This window comes from Pseudoalteromonas sp. 2CM28B (assembly GCF_023161935.1).
Map to the genome: position 1 here is coordinate 113002 of NZ_JALNTH010000014.1, position 16985 is coordinate 129986.

Consider the following 16985-nt stretch of genomic DNA (forward strand, 5'->3'; position numbering starts at 1 on the left):
GCTAAGCAATGGATGTTCAAATACTCACTTTTATAATCGTCGGTTTAAGCTTTGCGCTTTATATCGGCATTGCAATCTGGGCTCGTGCAGGGTCAACAAATGAATTCTATGTTGCCGGTGGTGGTGTACCTCCACTAGCCAATGGTATGGCAACTGCTGCGGATTGGATGAGTGCTGCGTCATTTATTTCAATGGCAGGTATTATTTCGTTTGCTGGCTATGACGGTAGTGTTTACTTAATGGGGTGGACGGGTGGTTATGTACTACTGGCCATGTGTTTAGCGCCTTACTTACGTAAATTCGGCAAGTTTACTGTACCAGACTTTATCGGGGATCGTTACTACTCACGTACTGCGCGTTTAGTGGCTATTTTATGTGCCATCTTTATTTGTTTTACTTACATTGCGGGTCAAATGCGTGGTGTGGGTGTGGTGTTCTCTCGTTTCTTAGAAGTTGAAATTGAAACCGGCGTTTACATCGGCATGATTATTGTTTTCTTTTATGCTGTACTTGGTGGCATGAAAGGCATTACTTACACGCAAGTTGCGCAGTACTGTGTACTGGTATTTGCTTATTTGGTACCGGCTATTTTCATCTCGATGATGGCAACCGGTCACTTTTTCCCACAAACAGGGTTTGGTGCCACGCTAAGTGATGGTTCAGGCATGTATGTATTGGATAAATTAGATGGTTTAAGTGCTGAGTTGGGCTTTGGTCAATACACTGAAGGCTCGAAGAGCATGATTGATGTATTTGCAATCACAGGTGCTCTTATGGTCGGTACTGCTGGTTTACCACATGTAATTGTTCGCTTTTTCACTGTACCTCGCGTAAAGGACACACGTATTTCAGCGGCGTGGACACTGGTATTTATTGCTATTGTTTACACAACAGCACCCGCAGTAGCTTCGTTTGCCCGTGTAAACATGATTGACACCATTAATGGTAAAGACGGTAGCGGCACAGCGTATGCAGATGCACCAGCTTGGATTAAAAACTGGGAACGTACAGGCCTAATTACCTTTAATGATAAAAATGGTGACGGCAAAATGTTTTACACATCAGGTAAAATCACTGACCCTAATAGCGCGAACGAAGTAAACGTTGACCGCGATATTATGGTACTAGCGAACCCTGAAATTGCCGACTTACCAGCATGGGTTATTGCACTCGTTGCTGCTGGTGGTATTGCCGCGGCACTATCGACTACAGCGGGCTTACTATTGGTTATTTCAACCTCAGTATCGCACGATTTGCTAAAACGGACACTCAAACCGGATATAACCGACAAGCAAGAATTACTTGCAGCGAGGTTAGCAGCGATGATTGCTATTGTAATATCCGCCTACTTTGGGATTAATCCGCCAGGATTTGTGGCCTCGGTTGTTGCCTTTGCCTTCGGCTTAGCGGCAGCGAGCTTCTTCCCTGCAATTATTATGGGTATTTTCTCTAAATCAATGAATAAACATGGTGCAATTGCAGGCATGGTAACGGGTATCACCTTTACTGCTGCATACATCATCTACTTCAAGTTTGTGAGCCCTGAGCTTAATAGCCCAGAAAATTGGTTCTTAGGTATTTCACCTGAAGGGATTGGTTTAGTAGGTATGATCATTAACTTTGCAGTAGCGGCAGTTGTAATGAAAATGACTCAACCAACACCAATTGAAATCCAAGAAATGGTGGAAGGCATTCGTAATCCTAAAGGGTCTAGTGAAGCGCATGCTCACTAATCCATATATCTAATGATATAACGCATCAAAGCCCGACTTAAGTCGGGCTTTTTATTTGTTTAAATAATGACTACATTAAATAATCGCTATATTAAATAACCATATTTCAGGTTAAGTCGCTTTTTTATTGAGGATGATTTATGAGTAATGAGCAACAGGAAGTCGCGCAGTTTATTAACAAGCAAGCGCCATTTTCAATGTTACAAGACAGCGCCTGCAGTTATTTTGTAAACCATCTGGATAGTATTTATTTGACCCGAGAAAACCAAACGCAATGGCTTAACAGTGAACAGCCTAAGTTATTTTTAATCCGCTCTGGGTTATACGATTTAGTCGATGCCAAAGGCGATACGGTAACGCGTTTAACTCAAGGTGATTACTTTGGTTACCCCTCTTTACTAACGGGAGATGCAATTCAAAACAGTTTAGAAGTACAAAAAGAGGGCATAGTGTATATGCTCGACCAAACGCATTTTGATTATTTACGCCGAGAATATAAAGCCTTTGAGCAATACTTTGTCCGTGCACATGCAAATCGATTACTGTCATCGCATTATAAGAGCAACAACGACAGCTGGTCTGAGCGTAAAATTTCAGAGATCATGACTCGCAAAGCGATAACGCTGCCCCCCGATGCCAGCATCCGTCATAGTGCTAAAAAAATGCAAGAGCATGGGGTTTCTTCAATAATGATCACCGAAAACTCGCACCTTGTTGGGGTGGTTACTGACCGTGATTTACGTAATCGAGTGCTTGCTGATGAGGTGGACCCCGCGCAAGCTATAAACAGTATTATGACCAATAAGCCTAAGTTTATATTTGAAAATAATCGTGTGTTTTCAGCGCTACACTTAATGCTTAAGCATAATATTCATCATTTACCTGTGCTTGATGAAAATCATAAACCGCTAGGTATGATCACTAGTACAGACTTACTACGCCAACAAAAAAGCGACCCTGTCCAGCTCATTGGTCGTATTTATAAAGCGCATAATGTCGCTGATTTAAAGCGTTACGCTAAAGAAATTCCTGAGTTATTAAAGGGGTTTTCTAATAATATTGATGATATTTCACTGATTGGAAAACTACTCAGCGGTTTAACCGATGCGCTAACCTCGCGGCTAATATTTTTATTTCAACAACAACATGGTGTTGCACCTACGAGCTTTAGCTTTATTTGTTTTGGCTCTCAAGCGCGCGAAGAGCAAACACTGCATTCTGATCAAGATAATGGCTTGTTATTACCCGATGGTCTAAACGATGAGCAGCACGCGTACTTTAAACAAATGGGTGAATTTGTATGTGAAAACTTAGTTGAATGCGGTATTCGTCGTTGCCCTGGTAACATTATGGCCAGCAGTGATGCGTGTCGAATGAGTGTCAGTGATTGGCGGGCGAAGTTTTTAAAGTGGATCACCAGCCCCACACCCCAGGCAATGCTCAACTGTAAAATATTTTTTGATCTGCGTTTTATTGAAGGATCAACCACGCTTTATAGCCAGTTTTGTGAAGAGTTAACTCATATTTCTCGCAACGATCTTTTTTATGCGGCAATGGCCAGCGATGTGAATACCAACAGCGCGCCGATTGGTTTATTCAATAACTTTAAAACCGAAAAAACAGAGCAACACCACAAGTACATCGATCTTAAAAAGCGCGGGGTGGTGATCATTAACGATCTGGCAAGGTTGTATGCATTAAAAGTAGGCATCCGTCGTGCTAACACCCAAGAGCGATTAGACGCCTTATTAAAGTATTCATTGTTAAGCAAAGAAGATATTTATAATTTAAAAGATTGTTGGCGATTTTTAACTCAGCTTCGGTTGCGCACACAAATAAACGAAGAGGGGTTACCCAGCAATTGTATAAACCCAGATAAGCTCAATTCGTTAGAGCGTCATCAGCTTAAAGAAGCTTTTTACTTAGTAAAACAAGCGCAGCAAGGCGCGGCGTTTAAATTTTCGCGTGGGAGTTTGTAACAACAATGGTTAAGCAGCTTATTACTCGTTATTTAAAGCGCCGTCATTTGCTCGTGCAAAGTGCTTTAAAGCAACGTTATTTAGTAATTGATTTGGAATTAACAGGGCTTGCTCCTAAACAACATGAAATTGTCTCGGTTGCTTGGGTACTGATTGATAACGAATGTATCAAAAACAGTCAGTCGCAGCATTTGGTTAATAAAGAGGTGAAAAGTTTAGAGCAGAGCCCCGTTTTTCATGGCATTAGTACTGACTCGGTGGCACAAGGGCAAAGTCTACAAAGCATTTTAACGTCTTTAAGCGCTCACTTTAGTGACTGTATTTTAGTATTTCATAATGCCATGCTCGATTGGGGTTTTTTAAAGTTAGCACTAAAAAATGCAGGGATCACCCAGCGCCCCAAGTTGATTATCGACACCTTACAAATAGAAAAAAAGCGTCTGCTAAAACATAGCTCAGATATAAAATTAGACGATTTAACTCTTAATGAATGTCGTAAACGCTACGACTTACCAAGCTATCATTGTCATCACGCCCTTACCGATGCACAAGCTACTGCTGAGTTGTTATTAGCCCAATGCCATCAAATAAGCGCCGGTAAGGAGCTCAAAGTAGGCGAATTAACGTAGGTTGGGCAGAGCGAAGCGAAACCCAACCTAATTATAAAGAATGCATAAATACTTGGTTAATGAGGCAGTATACTTTTGTTTTTATTTGTATAATTATGGGAACGTGTGATTTATTATGAATTCAAGGAACGAATATGAAACTTATCATCGCTATTTTTATTACCTTATTCCCTCTTATTACTTTTGCTAATTCAAGCGTGCCAGCTAATCGTCATATTGCAGTGCAAGGGTCAGCTGAAATATTTGTTGAGCCTGATATGGCTCAAATTATATTTGAAGTAAAAAGTACTGAAGATACATTCCTTGAGGCTAAACGTGAGCTTGATGACCGGATTAGCTTGCTACTTGAACAATCAGACAAATACGGTTTTGACCAAAACGATGTTTATATATCGGGTTTAAAAAGCAAGGTATACACTATGATTGGTACAGAATCTGGGACTGTTTCAGGCGATAAGTATTTAGCCCTGAAAACAGTTAAAGTCACATTAAAAGATATTAAAAAAGTCGATGAATTTATTAATTTTGCTCAAAGCTTAAAAATAGACAATATCGAAAAAATTAATGGTTTATCCTCTAAAGTTAATCAGTTAAAGGCAGAAGCAACACAATTAGCAATCGATAACGCAAAAGCGAAGGGAAATAAGCTCGCTCAAGCTTTTGGCGCTGAACTTGGCAACGTTTACAGTATCAGTGCAAATTCCAGCAGCTCAGATTACGATTATGACGCGGGCGGTGTTAAGCACATTATTTTATCTAGCCATAGAAATAGCGTGGTTGCTGGTAATAACGAGAATCCATTTATGCAGCAGCAATATTTAGGCGCAACAATAAGCATTAAAGCATCAATAAAGGTGGTGTTTGATTTAAAACTAAAATAGCAAACAGTGCAAATACCCACTAGCAGGACTAAAAGTAAAAGTGCAGTGTGTGTTGATTATGACGTTAATTTAAAGTTTCTAATGCTTGGCTCTTATAATCACAAGCAAGGTCGATTACAATACCGCCATCTAAAAGGCGACGCTGCCTTTCTCTGTACGTAACTAGAGTGGATTTTATATTTCATGGCAATCAAACTTGCAATTAATGGTTTTGGTCGTATTGGTCGAAATATTGTCCGTGCACTATACGAATCAGGCTTAAGCGACGAGATCAAAATTGTTGCAATTAACGAATTAGCCGACCCTGAAGCTATTGCCCATTTATTAAAATACGACACCTCTCATGGTCGTTTTGCTTTTCCAGTTAAACTAGGTGAAGACACCATTAGCGTAGCTGATGACACTATTGCGTTATTTTGTGAACAAAATCCAGTTGAATTACCGTGGCAAACGTTAGATGTTGACGTGGTGCTTGAATGTACGGGGGTTTACCACTCACGTGAGCACGCACAGTTACATATTGCCGCAGGCGCTAAAAAAGTGTTGTTTTCACATCCTGCGGATAATGATGTTGATGCCACTATTGTTTACGGTATTAATGACAATGAGCTTAAAAGCGAGCATACTATTGTCTCTAATGGCTCGTGTACCACCAACTGCGTTGTTCCTGTTATTAAAGTACTCGATGATGCCTTTGGCATTGAATCAGGTGCTATTACGACTATTCATGCGTCAATGAACGATCAGCAAGTAATTGATGCGTATCATCATGATTTACGCCGTACGCGTGCCGCCAGCCAGTCTATTATTCCTGTAGATACAAAATTAGCTCGTGGTATAGATCGTATTTTACCCAAATTTAAAGGTCGCTTTGAGGCCATTGCGGTCCGTGTACCGACCATTAATGTGACGGCGATGGATTTAAGTGTCACGGTTAATGCAGATGTAGATTTAAGTGCGGTTAATAATGCCCTTAAAGCACAAGCTAAAGACCGCCTTGAAGGTATTTTAAGTTACACCGAAGAGCCATTGGTATCGGTTGATTTTAATCATGACCCACATTCTTGTATCATAGATGGCACACAGACACGTGTTAGTCATAAACGACTGATAAAGTTATTAGTTTGGTGTGATAACGAGTGGGGATTTGCGAATCGCATGCTCGATACCGCGCGTGCTATGATGGCATTTAAGTAATATTTTAAACGTATTTGTAAGGGTCTGTTGACCTTTGCGGATTAATATTTGTTCAAACTAAGGGCAATTTAATCGCGGCGCGAGGTTTGTAACCTAGTGGGCTAAGTAAAAACCGAGCAACAAAGAGTTGATTGCCCCTAGGTAGAACCCTTTGGGCAGCGCCTGTTTGGCATTGATGCTGCGTTATCGCCTATTTATGGGGAATAACCACACCACATAGGCTCTGCCTTGCCTAAATACCAAACAGGCAGCTGCAAATTCAACCTTGAAGGGTCAACAGACCCTAGGTTTAGTATCGTTAACTAAGGAGATGTTCATGTCGGTCATTAAAATGGCAGATTTAGATTTAAACGGCAAACGCGTATTAATTCGTGAAGATTTAAATGTACCCGTTAAAGCAGGAAAAGTGACGTCAGATGCACGTATTCGCGCTGCGTTACCTACTATCAAACTAGCGTTAGAGAAAGGCGCGAAAGTGATGGTTATGTCACACCTTGGCCGTCCTACGGAAGGGCAATACGAAGAAGAGTTTTCATTGGCTCCGGTTGTCGATTACTTAAATGATGCACTTGAGCAAACAGTTCGCCTAGAAAAAGATTATCTAAACGGCGTTGATGTTGCAGATAACGAAGTCGTTGTTTTTGAAAACGTGCGTTTTAATAAAGGCGAGAAAAAAGACGACGAAACTTTATCAAAGCAACTCGCTGCATTATGTGACGTGTACGTAATGGATGCCTTTGGTACTGCGCATCGGGCACAAGCATCAACGCATGGTGTAGGTTTATTTGCTGATGTAGCGTGTGCCGGTCCATTATTATCGGCTGAACTTGAAGCGCTAGGCAAAGCGCTTGATAACCCAGCACGCCCATTAGTGGCGATTGTGGGTGGCTCTAAAGTGTCAACTAAGTTAACCGTACTTGATTCATTGTCTAAAACTGTTGACCAGCTTGTTACGGGTGGCGGTATTGCTAATACCTTTATTGCAGCTGCAGGTTACCCTGTAGGTAAGTCCCTTTTTGAGGCTGACTTAATGGACGAAGCTAATCGCTTATGTGCAGCAGCAAAAGCTAACAAGGGTGAAATTCCGGTACCGACAGACGTTGTTGTGGGTAATGAATTCTCAGAATCAGCTGTAGCAACACTTAAAGATGTAAGCGAAGTTACCAGCGACGATATGATTTTTGATATTGGTCCTGATACAGCAAACAAACTTGCAAAAATTATTGCTAATGCGGGCACCGTTGTATGGAATGGCCCAGTGGGTGTTTTTGAATTTGATCAGTTCGGTAATGGTACACGTGCCATTGCCCAAGCGATTGCTGATTCAAAAGCGTTTTCAATTGCAGGCGGTGGTGACACTTTAGCAGCAATTGACAAGTACGGCATTAGTGACAAAGTTTCGTATATTTCTACCGGTGGTGGTGCTTTCTTAGAGTTTTTAGAAGGTAAAAAACTGCCTGCAGTAGTGATGCTAGAATCACGTGCTAAGTAATACCTAGGGTATTAGCTAGCCGTTAGGCAGATGTGGAGTGTCCGCATCTGCTACACTTAACTGATAAATACCTCTCACTTTTATTTATTAGTTATTTAATTCGAATTTTAGGCATTGAGCTTTAAGGTTCGAGGTGTAGTTATTGCACCAAACTAACAAATCCGTTCAAACTAGATAGTTTAATGACTATCGATAAATTGGAGAATACCCAATGGCTTTAATCAGTATGCGACAACTTCTGGATCATGCCGCTGAGCATGGTTACGGTGTACCCGCGTTTAATGTAAATAACCAAGAGCAAATGCGCGCAATTATGGAAGCGGCTGATAAAACAAACAGCCCTGTTATTGTGCAAGGTTCTGCGGGCGCACGTGCGTATGCCGGTGCACCTTTTATTCGTCATATGATTTTAGCGGCAGTTGAAGAATGGCCACATATCCCCGTGGTTATGCATCAGGATCACGGTACATCACCGGGTGTATGTCAGCGTTCAATTCAGTTAGGTTTTTCATCAGTAATGATGGATGGCTCGTTAATGAGCGATGGCAAAACTCCGTCAAGCTACGATTACAACGTTGATGTAACACGTAAAACAGTTGAAATGGCACACGCATGTGGTGTTTCAGTTGAGGGTGAGCTAGGTGTATTAGGTTCACTTGAAACCGGTGAAGCGGGTGAAGAAGACGGCGTTGGCGCTGAGGGTAAACTTACCACAGAGCAAATGCTAACGAATCCAGAAGAAGCGGCAGATTTTGTAAATAAAACCCATGTTGATGCGCTGGCTATTGCCTGTGGTACATCACACGGTGCCTACAAATTTACGCGTCCACCAACCGACGATATTTTAGCGATTGATCGTATTAAAGAAATTCATGCGCGTATTCCAAACACGCACTTAGTAATGCATGGCTCGTCTTCTGTACCACAAGAGTGGTTAGAAGTGATTAACCAATACGGTGGCGAAATTCCTGAAACATACGGTGTGCCAGTTGAGCAAATTGTTGAAGGTATTAAATACGGTGTGCGTAAGGTAAACATTGATACTGACTTACGTTTAGCGTCTACCGGTGCGATTCGTCGTCATTTGGCAATGAACCCATCGAACTTCGACCCACGTAAGTTCTTAGCCGCTGCAACACAAGCAATGACTGACATTTGTATTGCCCGTTACGAAGCGTTTGGTACTGCGGGTAAAGCAAGTAAAATTAAGCCAATTTCATTGGATGAAATGCACCTTAAATACTTAAGCGGTGAGTTAAATCCAAAAATAAAATAATGAGCCAATAACGGCGATACTCTCGCACTCATTATAAAAAGCCAGTTGCTTACGCACTGGCTTTTTTGATCTGTGGGGGATCAGTATTTTACCTAGTTATTAATTTGGGATCACTCGATTACTAACTTGTCATATCTGGGATCATTACTTTACTAAGTGAAGGGCTTAAAGTGACGCATTTTGTACTTTTAAGTGTCGAATATCATAATAAATGGATAAAAATCACACAGTAAATCATTGGTTTAGCTTTGTTAGTGGGTAAAATAGTGATCCGAAAAGGGATCTGCTTAATAGAACTCTGATCCTTGTATTTAAGATCATAATAAACCTGATCTAAATAGGTGCCGACTTTTATTATTAAGCCTAAAAATAGCTGCTAGTTAGTAATTTGATGATCCCAAGTTAATATCATAAATAGGCCTTTAATAACGACTCACTTTACTGCAAACCACTTTTTTATTTACTGCTCAAGATGATAAAAATATGACATATTCAATTTTTTGTTACTATTTTGTGTTTTTTTTAGTTTCATTTTAATTTAGACGTTACACTTTAATAAAAATGTCATACTTAGTCATAATAATGAAACCTACTCAATAGCCTAAGAGATAAATTGGAATGTCACGTAAAGTATTAGTCGTTGATGACGAAGCACCTATCAGGGAAATGTTGGTTTTTGTTTTAGAACAAAATGGCTTTCAAGCCATTGAGGCAGAAGATTATGATTCTGCAATAGCCGCAATGGTTGAACCTTATCCAGATATGGTGTTACTCGATTGGATGCTACCTGGTGGTAGTGGAATTCAAATCGCTAAAAAATTCAAACAAAATGAACACACACGCCAAATCCCTATCATTATGCTAACTGCTCGCGGCGAAGAAGAAGACAAAATACGCGGTTTAGAAGTGGGCGCTGATGATTACGTTACTAAGCCGTTTTCACCTAAAGAGTTAATGGCGCGTATTAAAGCAGTTATTCGCCGAGTAGCACCTACCTCTTTAGAAGAAGCAATTGAAGTGCATGGCCTGCGCTTGGACCCTATTTCGCATCGTGTTACCTCAGGGGGCAGTGAGCTTGATATGGGGCCAACCGAATTTAGACTGTTACACTTTTTTATGACCCATCCAGAGCGTGTTTACAGCCGTGAGCAACTGCTTGATCATGTATGGGGCACGAATGTGTATGTTGAAGACAGAACCGTAGATGTCCATATTCGTCGCTTGCGTAAAGCGATTGCTACGCTTGGACATGACCGCTTAGTACAAACGGTACGCGGAGCTGGTTATCGCTTTTCGTGTAAACTATAGTGTGCTTACAATTAAGCTTACTTAGTTAAGTAGCAATCTATTAACCTAGTTCAGTCAACTTGTCTGCTAGCGTTTATAAGGTAAAGAGCGTGTATGTATCGAGTTATTAACAAGCAGGCGCTAACAAAGCGGCTGTTTGTCTATTTTATACCTTTACTTTTTATTGGGGTGCTTATTGATGCCCCATTTTTGATGTTGTTTTTGGGCGCTTTTTCGCTACTTATGTGGCATTACCATCAACTTTATCGGTTAAGTGATTGGCTGCATAAACAGCGCAGTTTTAACCCACCAGAAGGTGAAGGGTCGTGGGAACAAGTATTTGAAGGCATCTATCAGCTGCAACATCGTAATCGTAAAAAGCGTAACGAACTGGCAGAGCTGATACGCCGTTTTCGTGACGGTGCTGAGGCGGTGCCTGATGCCGTTGTTGTATTGCAAAACGATTTATCAATTGTGTGGTGTAATCAACTTGCACTCAAAGTGTTAGGGTTACAATGGCCGGTTGATCATGGTCAGCGTTTAGATAACCTCATTCGCGATCCTAAATTTGCTAAATATATGCGCCGTAAAGAGTTTAGTGATGCACTGGAGCTTGAAAGTGGCCACAGTGTAGAACAAGTACTTGAGTTTAGGGTGATGCCTTATGCTAACACTCAGTTATTGGTGGTAGTACGTGATGTAACCCGTTTAAAGCAGCTTGAGCAAATGCGTAAAGACTTTGTTGCTAATGTCTCTCATGAGCTCAGAACCCCTTTAACGGTTGTTACCGGCTACCTTGAAATGCTCGACAGTGATTCGCTCCCTCCGCCTGCAATGTGGAATAAGGCACAAACTACCATGCTAGAACAATGTAAACGCATGGATAGTTTAGTGAATCAGTTACTTTCGTTATCACGTATTGAAGGCGCAAAACGCCACAGTAATGATAAGGCAGTAAATGTACCGCAATTGCTAAAACTGATTGAAATTGAAGCACAGTCTATAAATCAAGATAAAGGCCATCAACTTATTTTTAATATTGATGCGTCACTTGATATTACCGGCGCTGAGGATGAGCTCAGAAGTGCGTTTTCAAACTTAGTATTTAATGCCATTCATTATACTAAGCCAGGTGGTAAAATTGAGGTGTGTTGGCAGCGCAACAATGCACAGGCATGTTTTAGTGTTATCGATAATGGTGATGGTATTGCACCAGAGCATATAAATCGCTTAACTGAGCGTTTTTATCGGGTCGATAAAGCCAGAAGCCGCACCACTGGTGGCTCAGGATTAGGCTTAGCAATTACTAAACATGTACTTACTCGCCATGGTAGCCAATTAAAAATTAGCAGTGAACTGGGTAAAGGCTCCTGTTTTTCTTTTGCGTTTTCAAGCGATAGGGTGATCTCTATTCCGCCATTAGTGACGAGTAATACTGCTAGTCATAAAAGTGTCATTTAAGAGTCACACCATTGTCATGTACTCACTTTAGAGTGAACCGCAGTTAGGAAATGGGACGAACAAACTGGAGAACCCCAAAATGAAATTTAAAAACTTAGTTGCCGCAATGGGTGTGGCTGTTACAACATTTGTATCTGCGCAAGCAGTAGCATTAGAAGACGGTATGCCTGAGTATCAAAAAATTAGCGGTGTATCAGGTAACTTTTCATCGGTAGGGTCTGATACGTTAGCCAACATGATGACCTTTTGGGCTGAAGAATATAAGCGTATTTACCCAAATGTAAATATTCAAATTCAAGCGGCAGGTTCGTCTACTGCGCCACCAGCACTAACAGAAGGTACGGCAAATTTAGGTCCAATGAGCCGTGCTATGAAGTCGAAAGAAATTGAAGCATTTGAAAAGCGCTATGGTTATAAGCCAACACAAGTACGTGTAGCAATTGATGCATTAGCGGTATTTGTTCATAAAGATAACCCAATTGAAGGGCTACGTATTGACCAAATCGATGCTATTTTCTCATCAACACGTAAATGTGGCGCACCAGAGCAAGTAAACCGCTGGAGTGATGTTGGTCTAGAAGGTGATTGGGCTGCAAAAGATGTGCAATTATATGGACGTAACTCAGTATCAGGGACTTACGGTTACTTTAAAAAGAAAGCCTTATGTAAAGGCGATTTTCGTAATAACGTGAACGAGCAACCGGGTTCAGCTTCTGTTGTACAGTCAATTTCAGCATCACTAAATGCCATTGGTTATTCTGGCATTGGTTATAAAACATCGGGTGTGCGCACTGTTCCGTTATCTAAAAAAGGTACTAACTTTGTAGATGCCACGCTTGAAAACGTAGCTCAAGGTAAATACCCACTTTCACGTTTCTTATATGTTTATGTAAATAAACACCCAAATAAGCCACTTGGCCCAGTTGAAGCTGAGTTTTTAAAGATGGTACTTTCGCAAGAAGGTCAAAAAATTGTAGAAAAAGATGGTTATGTGCCACTTTCTGCAAAGCTAGTTGAAGTTGAGTTGAAAAAGTTAGGCTTAAACTAAACCGCTAATAATTAAAAACCGCTCAAATGAGCGGTTTTTTTTGGTTTACAATTTATGCCGATTGATATTAGTCAGCTTTACTTAAGTTTTCAGCTTGTACTTTGCATTGATTATACGCTTCGATGCACTTAGATGAGCAAACCTGTGACTTAAGGCTGTCGGTGGTTGTTTGTTGTTCACAGCTGGTTTCGCATTGATAACTTTGCTGAGCACATTGATTAAGTGCTGGATTACCCGCCTGGCTCTGGCAGCCAGCAAGAACTGCAAACGAAAAAGCCACGAGGCTAGTTTTAATAAAAGTTTTCATACTTATCCTTAAAGTGAGGCTACACCAGTATTAAACTTCAACCTGTATATTGTCGATTAATCTAACACTTCCTAAAAAGGCGGCAGCTAAAATAACAAATCGTGTATCTTCGAGTGTAGCAGCTTTTAATGTATCTCGTTGAGCTATCGAAAAATAATCTGGTTTTAGCCCTGCGCTTTCTAAAGTCGCTTTAGCATCAGCTTCAAGAGTAGCAAACGCTTTATTTCCGCTTTTTAGTTGCTGCGCACAGTGATTTAAAGTATTGAATAAAATCGTAGCGGTTTGCTTTTCATCACTTGATAAATACCCATTGCGTGAGCTCATGGCAAGGCCGCTAACTTCACGTATCGTTGGCACACCAATAATTTCTACTGGTATCGACAAATCACGGGCCATTGTTTTAACAACTTGCAGCTGTTGAAAGTCTTTTTCACCAAAGCAGGCGTAATCAGGTTGGACTAAGTTAAATAGTTTAGTGACAACTGTTGCTACACCTTTAAAATGACCAGGACGTGAGCCGCCGCAATAGCCCATCGAAATACCTGGTACATCAACAAAACTTTGCACCCCTAAGCCATTTGGGTAAATAGCCTCTACACTGGGGATAAACAAAATATCCGTTTCAAGATCGGCTAAACCTTGTTTATCGGCATCTAAGGTACGCGGATAATTGTCTAAATCTTCGTTAGCACCAAATTGCATCGGGTTAACAAAAATACTAACAACGACTTTGTCGGCCAGTGTTTTTGCTTTTTCTACCAACGAAAAGTGGCCGCGGTGCAGATTACCCATAGTAGGTACTAGTGCAACACTTAAACCCGCTTGGCGCCAAGCTCTTATTTGACTGCGTAATGATTTAATTTCAGTGATTGACTGCATTATTTAAACTCGTGTTCAGCGCTTGGAAAAACGCCGCTTTTAACATCGTTACAATACTTTTTAACAGCGGCAGGCATGTTGCCTGTTTCGAGTAAAAAGTTTTTTGAAAATTTAGGAATGTAGCCTGCAGAAATGCCGACTAAATCGTGCATAACCAAAATTTGACCATCGGTTACATTGCCCGCACCAATCCCTATAGTCGGAATGCTTAATGAGTCAGTAATACGTTTTGCTAAGGCACTTGGAATACACTCAAGCACGAGTAGTTGAGCACCCGCTGCCTCTAATGCTTTTGCATCGGCAATAATTTTTTGTGCTTGTACTTCTTCACGGCCTTGAATTTTAAAACCACCAAATACGTGCACAGATTGTGGCGTAAGCCCTAAATGCCCACACACCGGAATACCTTGTTGAGTGAGTGATTTAATGCTGTCATGTAGCCATTCACCACCTTCAAGCTTGACCATATTAGCACCTGCGCGCATGAGCTCTGCGGCATTTTTACACGCATCATTTGGATTTGCATAGGTCATAAACGGTAGGTCGGCAATAACAAATAGGTCACGGCTTCCAGCGCGAACACAGCGAGTATGGTACGCAATTTCTTGGTTTGTCACAGCGAGTGTGTCATCGCCACCTTGTAATACCATTCCCAAAGAATCACCGACTAAAACAACTTCAACGCCATTCTCATGAAATAACTTAGCAAAACTGGCATCATAAGCTGTTAACGCAGTGATTTTATTACTTTCAGCCTTCATTTTATTCAAAGTTGAAACGGTTATTTTAGACATAATATTCTCGCAGACAGTGGCCTTAGTTAATTACAGCGGTAATTGTTGTAAGTCGTTAAGCGGTAGGTTATTTGCTATCTGTTTGATAGATGCGCCGCTTGGTAAAATAAGTTCGGGTGCAATTTCTTGCAGCGGGTAAACAACAAATTCTCTCTCGTTTAACCCGTAATGAGGCACCGTTAAACGTTTAGTATTTATAACCTGTTCACCAAATAATAAAATATCAATATCCAGTGTGCGTGCGCCCCAGCGCTCAGCTTTTCTGACTCGACCATGTTCTAGCTCTATGGCTTGGGTTAAATCGAGTAGTTGCTCTGGCTCAAGTGAAGTGTTGATACAGGCGACTGCATTCACATAATCAGGTTGATCTTGTGGTCCCATAGGCTTGCTCGCATAATAATGCGAGCAGGCTATAAGTTCGCTGTTTGGCAAGCTTTTAAGTGCAATAACAGCGTTATCAAGTTGTTTTTTAGGGCTGTTAAGGTTTGCTCCTAAACCCAAATAGACACGTTGCATTATTTACTCAGCTGGCTTTTTAGTAGTACGACGACGAGGTCGCTTGCGTGGCTTTGGGCCACCTTGATGACCAAGCTCTCGCACCATTTCTTTTTGGCCATTAATATCTTGACCTAAGTACTGTGTCCACCACTGTGCCAGCTCTGTATGCTCAGTTTCACCAGCATCAACACGCAATAGTAAAAAATCATAAGCGGCTTTAAAGCGCGGTTGCTGTGTTAAACGATAGGCACGTTGGCCTGCACGTTTATCTAAGCGTTGTTGAATATGCCAAATATCACGAGCACCTAACGTAAAGCGTTTTGGTACGGCAATATGTTGGGCATTCTCACTCAGTACTTTATTAATTGCTTGAGCAAATGCATCGTATTCTGATAGTTGCTCTTGGCGTCTAATTTTTTCAGTACGTTCAATCAGCGGGAACCACAGTAATGCTGCAAATACGAATGCAGGAGTGACTTTTTTATCTGAATTAATACGGATGTCAGTGTTTGCAAACATTTGCTTGATGAAGGTTTCTTCAAGTCCGTCTGGGTTTTTATCTAAAATCCGGTCAAGTTCTGGGAACAACGATTTAAATAAACCGTACTGACGCAGCATTACAAAGTTTTGCTGTGCTTTGCCGTTTAAAAATAGCTTGAGTATTTCTTCAAATAAACGCGCTGGCGGAATATTATCAAGCAAACTCGCTAATTCGGTAATCGGCTTTTCGCTTGCTGGCGCTATTTGCATATCTAACTTGGTGGCAAAGCGCACTGCGCGAAGCATACGCACGGGGTCTTCACGGTAGCGTGTTTCAGGATCGCCAATTAACTCTATTTGTTTTGCCTTTATGGCCGCTAAACCATTGGCGTAATCATAAATACAAAAATCATTGATTGAGTAATATAAGGCATTGATTGAAAAATCACGACGCTCGGCATCTTCTTCAATGCTGCCAAATACGTTGTCGCGAAGTAGTTGCCCATGTTCGCTTGATTGGCTAATTTGATTTTTATCTTCTTGTGCTTCGTGATGGCCGCGCATGGTGGCCACTTCAATAATCTCACGACCAAAAACAATGTGCGCTAAACGAAAGCGGCGGCCAATTAAACGGCAGTTACGAAACAGTTTTTTAACTTGCTCAGGGGTTGCATTGGTTACAACATCAAAATCTTTAGGTTGTTGGCCTAACAATACATCGCGAATGCAACCACCAACTAAGTAGGCATCATAGCCACCATCTTTTAGGCGATAGAGTACTTTGATTGCATTTGGGCTAAATTGTTTGCGAGAAATACCATGCTCACCTCTAGGGATCACTAACGGCTCACTGCTGATTGCGACATTTTCGTTATTGGCACTTGGGCCAATAATTTGTCGACAAAATTGAAAAAGCTTGGAAATAATAGTCTGTCTCCTAGAGAAGCGGTTGATTTACTCGCCATTGCAATCAAAATCACAGCAAGTATTCGCTTAAAGCGTTATTTTTACTGTTTAATGTAATTAGCATATATTTAGGCGGCT

At 41.1% G+C, this 16985-nt stretch carries 15 protein-coding genes; 10 read left to right on the forward strand and 5 right to left on the reverse strand.

Annotation, left to right across the window (positions count from 1 at the left end; all coding sequences use genetic code 11):
* Positions 1-8 precede the first annotated feature (8 nt).
* From MTN96_RS18570 to MTN96_RS18615, 10 genes are all read left to right on the forward strand, one after another.
* Positions 9-1733 carry a sodium:solute symporter family protein gene (locus MTN96_RS18570; RefSeq protein ID WP_036981444.1) on the forward strand — a complete coding sequence of 575 codons (1725 nt, stop codon included), beginning with the start codon at positions 9-11 and terminating at the stop codon, positions 1731-1733.
* 140 nt (positions 1734-1873) lie between these two features.
* Positions 1874-3712 carry a DUF294 nucleotidyltransferase-like domain-containing protein gene (locus MTN96_RS18575; RefSeq protein ID WP_069440145.1) on the forward strand — a complete coding sequence of 613 codons (1839 nt, stop codon included), beginning with the start codon at positions 1874-1876 and terminating at the stop codon, positions 3710-3712.
* Between the two features lie 5 nt (positions 3713-3717).
* Entirely contained in the window at positions 3718-4341 is a 624-nt protein-coding gene (locus MTN96_RS18580) for a 3'-5' exonuclease (protein ID WP_069440146.1), read from the forward strand.
* A gap of 134 nt (positions 4342-4475) precedes the next feature.
* Complete coding sequence (locus MTN96_RS18585; RefSeq protein WP_248532473.1) at positions 4476-5222, forward strand: SIMPL domain-containing protein; 747 nt, start codon at positions 4476-4478, stop codon at positions 5220-5222.
* A 183-nt stretch (positions 5223-5405) separates the two neighbouring features.
* Positions 5406-6419, forward strand: a complete 1014-nt coding sequence (epd, locus tag MTN96_RS18590) for an erythrose-4-phosphate dehydrogenase (RefSeq protein ID WP_248532474.1) — start codon at positions 5406-5408, stop codon at positions 6417-6419.
* Between the two features lie 316 nt (positions 6420-6735).
* Positions 6736-7911, forward strand: a complete 1176-nt coding sequence (locus MTN96_RS18595) for a phosphoglycerate kinase (protein ID WP_248474804.1) — start codon at positions 6736-6738, stop codon at positions 7909-7911.
* 211 nt (positions 7912-8122) lie between these two features.
* Positions 8123-9187, forward strand: a complete 1065-nt coding sequence (fba, locus tag MTN96_RS18600) for a class II fructose-bisphosphate aldolase (protein WP_248532475.1) — start codon at positions 8123-8125, stop codon at positions 9185-9187.
* Between the two features lie 618 nt (positions 9188-9805).
* Positions 9806-10495, forward strand: coding sequence for a phosphate regulon transcriptional regulator PhoB (gene phoB, locus MTN96_RS18605; protein WP_248532476.1), 690 nt, complete (start codon positions 9806-9808; stop codon positions 10493-10495).
* Positions 10496-10588: 93 nt separating this feature from the next.
* Entirely contained in the window at positions 10589-11935 is a 1347-nt protein-coding gene (gene phoR / locus MTN96_RS18610; RefSeq protein WP_248532477.1) for a phosphate regulon sensor histidine kinase PhoR, read from the forward strand.
* A gap of 79 nt (positions 11936-12014) precedes the next feature.
* On the forward strand, positions 12015-12983 hold the full coding sequence (locus tag MTN96_RS18615) for a PstS family phosphate ABC transporter substrate-binding protein (protein ID WP_138563139.1): 969 nt from the start codon (positions 12015-12017) through the stop codon (positions 12981-12983).
* A gap of 67 nt (positions 12984-13050) precedes the next feature.
* Here MTN96_RS18615 and MTN96_RS18620 read toward each other — a convergent pair whose 3' ends face one another.
* The 5 genes from MTN96_RS18620 to pcnB are packed head-to-tail and all read right to left on the reverse strand — an operon-like array spanning position 13051 to position 16781.
* Positions 13051-13290 (reverse strand): hypothetical protein, encoded by a 240-nt coding sequence (locus MTN96_RS18620; RefSeq protein ID WP_036981457.1) that lies wholly within the window; start codon positions 13288-13290, stop codon positions 13051-13053.
* Between the two features lie 30 nt (positions 13291-13320).
* A complete protein-coding gene (gene panC, locus MTN96_RS18625) occupies positions 13321-14169 on the reverse strand; it encodes a pantoate--beta-alanine ligase (protein WP_138626321.1) in 849 nt (282 codons plus the stop codon).
* A complete protein-coding gene (gene panB, locus MTN96_RS18630; RefSeq protein WP_248532478.1) occupies positions 14169-14963 on the reverse strand; it encodes a 3-methyl-2-oxobutanoate hydroxymethyltransferase in 795 nt (264 codons plus the stop codon). Before panB ends, panC begins: the two co-directional genes overlap by 1 nt.
* A gap of 30 nt (positions 14964-14993) precedes the next feature.
* Positions 14994-15479 carry a 2-amino-4-hydroxy-6-hydroxymethyldihydropteridine diphosphokinase gene (gene folK / locus MTN96_RS18635; RefSeq protein ID WP_248532479.1) on the reverse strand — a complete coding sequence of 162 codons (486 nt, stop codon included), beginning with the start codon at positions 15477-15479 and terminating at the stop codon, positions 14994-14996.
* Positions 15480-15482: 3 nt separating this feature from the next.
* Positions 15483-16781, reverse strand: a complete 1299-nt coding sequence (gene pcnB, locus MTN96_RS18640) for a polynucleotide adenylyltransferase PcnB (RefSeq protein ID WP_175610030.1) — start codon at positions 16779-16781, stop codon at positions 15483-15485.
* Positions 16782-16985: the final 204 nt, after the last annotated feature.